This window comes from Tepidimonas sp. (assembly GCF_029335975.1).
Lineage (GTDB): Bacteria > Pseudomonadota > Gammaproteobacteria > Burkholderiales > Burkholderiaceae_C > Tepidimonas.
This window is the reverse complement of sequence record NZ_JARJMT020000167.1, coordinates 1-3,202: the sequence shown is the minus strand read 5'-3', so window position 1 is coordinate 3,202 and position 3,202 is coordinate 1. Positions and strand designations below refer to the sequence as shown.

At 66.2% G+C, this 3,202-nt stretch carries 4 protein-coding genes; 1 reads left to right on the top strand and 3 read right to left on the bottom strand.

Going from position 1 to position 3,202, the window contains the following annotated elements:
* Positions 1–224: 224 nt before the first annotated feature.
* The 3 genes from argG to P3W97_RS09315 form a co-directional block, all read right to left on the bottom strand.
* Complete coding sequence (argG, locus tag P3W97_RS09325) at positions 225–1,550, bottom strand: argininosuccinate synthase (RefSeq protein WP_300846091.1); 1,326 nt, start codon at positions 1,548–1,550, stop codon at positions 225–227.
* A 35-nt stretch (positions 1,551–1,585) separates the two neighbouring features.
* Complete coding sequence (locus tag P3W97_RS09320) at positions 1,586–1,912, bottom strand: pyrimidine/purine nucleoside phosphorylase (RefSeq protein WP_300846089.1); 327 nt, start codon at positions 1,910–1,912, stop codon at positions 1,586–1,588.
* 97 nt (positions 1,913–2,009) lie between these two features.
* Complete coding sequence (locus tag P3W97_RS09315; protein ID WP_300846087.1) at positions 2,010–2,354, bottom strand: ArsC family reductase; 345 nt, start codon at positions 2,352–2,354, stop codon at positions 2,010–2,012.
* A gap of 65 nt (positions 2,355–2,419) precedes the next feature.
* Here P3W97_RS09315 and P3W97_RS09310 point away from each other — a divergent pair.
* On the top strand, positions 2,420–3,202 hold a 783-nt coding region (locus P3W97_RS09310; RefSeq protein ID WP_300846085.1), incomplete at its 3' end, for a Mur ligase family protein.

Here is a 3,202-nt window from a genome sequence, read left to right as displayed (position 1 = left end):
TCGATCCAGCCCTGACCGAAGCGCTTTTTGCCCGCTTGGGCAGTCCCGTCAAGCAGCTGGAGCGGGTCGAGGACAGCACCGACCACGACCAGCATGTACTCGCGGGCGACCTTCGCTCGCCCGGCACCACGCAACGCTTGGCCGCGCGCATCGTGCTCTGGGCGCGCGACGGGATCTGAGAGCGCGCCCAGCAGCGCCCGAGTAGCGATGTCAGCCGGGCGGTATCAGCCGCCGAGCTTGAGCAAATCCCCGTCCTTGCCGATCGCCAGCAGGCCGGCCTGCGTGTAAATGGACAGCTTGTCGCGCGTGTCGGTGATATCCAGGTTGCGCAGGGTCAACTGCCCGATGCGGTCCCGCGGCGTGAACACCGAGGCGCCCTTTTCCATCGTCAGTCGCTCGGGGTGGTAGGTGAGGTTGGGACTTTGCGTGTCGAGGATGGAGTAGTCGTTGCCGCGACGCAGCTCCAGCGTCACCTCGCCGGTGACGGCGCGCGCCACCCAGCGCTGCGCCGCCTCGCGCAGCATGATGGCCTGGGGATCGAACCAGCGGCCCTGGTAGAGCAGGCGTCCGAGCTTGCGGCCGTTGTCGCGATACTGCTCGATGGTATCTTCGTTGTGGATGCCGGTGACCAGCCGCTCATAAGCGATGAACAGCAGCGCCATGCCAGGGGCCTCGTAGATGCCGCGGCTCTTGGCTTCGATGATGCGGTTTTCGATCTGGTCGCTCATGCCCAGGCCGTGGCGCCCGCCGATGCGGTTGGCCTCCAGGAACAGCTCCACCAGATCTGGGTACTCGCGACCGTTGAGCGCCACCGGGCGGCCCTCCTCGAAGCGCACCGTGACCGCTTCGGGCTGAACTGCGACCTCGGGCTTCCAGAAGGCCACACCCATGATGGGGTTGACGATGCGGATGTTGGAGTTCAGGTGTTCCAGGTCCTTGGCCTCGTGTGTGGCGCCCAGCATATTGCTGTCGGTACTGTAGGCCTTCTCGACCGACATCTTGTAGTCGAAGCCGTTGCGGATCAGGAACTCCGACATCTCCTTGCGGCCGCCGAGCTCGTCGATGAAAGCCTGGTCCAGCCACGGCTTGTAGATCTGCAGCGCCGGGTTGGTGAGCAGGCCGTAGCGGTAGAAGCGCTCGATGTCGTTGCCCTTGTAGGTGGAGCCGTCGCCCCAGATGTGGACGTCATCCTCCTTCATGGCGGCGACCAGCATGGTACCGGTGACTGCGCGTCCGATCGGCGTGGTGTTGAAGTAGGTTACGCCCGCGGTGCTGATGTGGAATGCCCCGCACTGCAGCGCCGCCAGCCCTTCGGAGGCGAGCTGCGCGCGGCAGTCCACCAGGCGCGCTTTCTCGGCCCCATAGGTCAGGGCGCGCTTCGGGATCGCGTCGTAGTCGGGCTCGTCCGGCTGGCCCAGGTTGGCCGTGTAAGCGTAGGGGATGGCGCCCTTTTGGCGCATCCACAACAGGGCCGCGCTGGTGTCGAGGCCGCCGGAAAATGCGATGCCGACCTTTTGGCCGACGGGCAGGCTTTGCAGGATGGTGGACATGGCCATAGAACCTTGGGGATGGCGAGAAGAGGGCGTCAACCGAAGTGGCAGATGTAGTGATAGGGTTCGCCGTCGACGCGGATTTGGAAGCTGGATTGGCCCGGCACGGCAAAACGCTCGCCGGGGCCGAAGCGCCGCCACTCGCTGTCCCCAGGCAGCAGCACCTCGCAGTGTCCGCCCACGCCTTCCATGATTTCCGGCGCGCCGGTGCGGAAGGTGAGGGTAGACGGCAGGATGATACCGACCGACTTTCGACTGCCGTCGGCAAACGTCAGGCTGTGGCTCACACACTTGCCGTCGAAATAGACATTGGCCCGCGTGGAGACGATCGCGCCATTGAGGGTGTCGGTGATGGCATTCATGGTGCGCCGATTGTAGGCGCTGCACCCCCTGGGCGCTGCGTCTTGCGCTCTGCCGACACCGGGGCATGACCTGATGCCGGACGCGTGCAGGGGCGGGTCAGCAGCGGCGCTGCCAGTCGTCGGGGTCGAAGCCCACCGTCACCGCGTCGTCCCATTCCACGACCGGCCGGCGAATCACGCTCGGCTTGGCCAGCATGAGCGCCCGAGCAGTGGTTACATCGGTCACGCCCGCTCGGGTGGCATCGTCGAGCTGGCGCCAGGTGGTGCCGCGGCGGTTGAGCAGCGCCTCCCAACCCAAGGCTGCCAGCCAGGCGTCGAGCCGCTGCGTGGGCACGCCCAGTTTTTTGAAATCGTGGAATGCGTGATCGACGCCCTGCGCGGCGAGCCAGGCGCGGGCTTTCTTCACGGTTGCGCAGTTCGGAATACCGTAGACATAGACCATGGCCGTCATCGTAGCGCAAGGGCTTGGCACAATGCGGACTTTGAGCGCCCATGACCGATTCAATGATGGTTATCCCCCCCGAATCTGCACTGTCGCCGCCCGACGCCAGCGCATCGCTGGCCGATTGGCTCACGCATTTGGAGCGGCTGCATGGGCAGCGCATCACCCTAGGGCTGGAGCGGGTGCAGACCGTCGCGCGCCGGCTGGGCGATGCGGTACAGCCGTGCTGTCCCGTCATCACCGTGGCAGGCACCAACGGCAAGGGGTCTACCTGCGCGATGCTCGAGGCCATCTATCGCCAGGCAGGCTACCGTACTGGGCTCTATACCTCGCCGCACCTGGTGCACTTCGAAGAGCGCGCCCGGCTGGATGGCGTGCCGATGGCAGCGTCCGACCTGGTGCCGTCCTTCGCAGCGGTGGAGGCGGCGCGCACGGCGGGTGAGCCCGTCGCACTCAGTTACTTCGAGTTCACTACCCTCGCGCTTGTGCATGCGTTGCTGGCGCGACGCCCCGACGTGCTGATTTTAGAGGTGGGCATGGGCGGGCGGCTGGATGCCGTCAACCTGTGGGATGCGGACTGCGCCGTCATCACCAGCGTCGATCTGGATCACATGGCCTATCTGGGGCCCGACCGCGAGGCGATCGGCTATGAGAAGGCGGGCATCGTGCGCACCGGCCGCCCGGTCGTGGTCTCCGACCCCGTGCCGCCGCGCAGTGTGATCGATCGCGCCGTCGAGGTGGGGGCGGATGTGTGGCTGGCGGGGCGGGATTTACGCCACTCGGGCGACCGACAGCAGTGGAACTGGCAGGGCCGCCGCCGCGTGCGGGTTGTGGGCCACGTCCAGCAC

Bases quoted from the DNA above. Each gene is read 5' to 3' on its own strand.
- P3W97_RS09320 (WP_300846089.1), bottom strand. From the start codon at position 1,912: ATGAATGCCATCACCGACACCCTCAATGGCGCGATCGTCTCCACGCGG.
- argG (WP_300846091.1), bottom strand. From the start codon at position 1,550: ATGTCCACCATCCTGCAAAGCCTGCCCGTCGGCCAAAAGGTCGGCATC.
- P3W97_RS09315 (WP_300846087.1), bottom strand. From the start codon at position 2,354: ATGGTCTATGTCTACGGTATTCCGAACTGCGCAACCGTGAAGAAAGCC.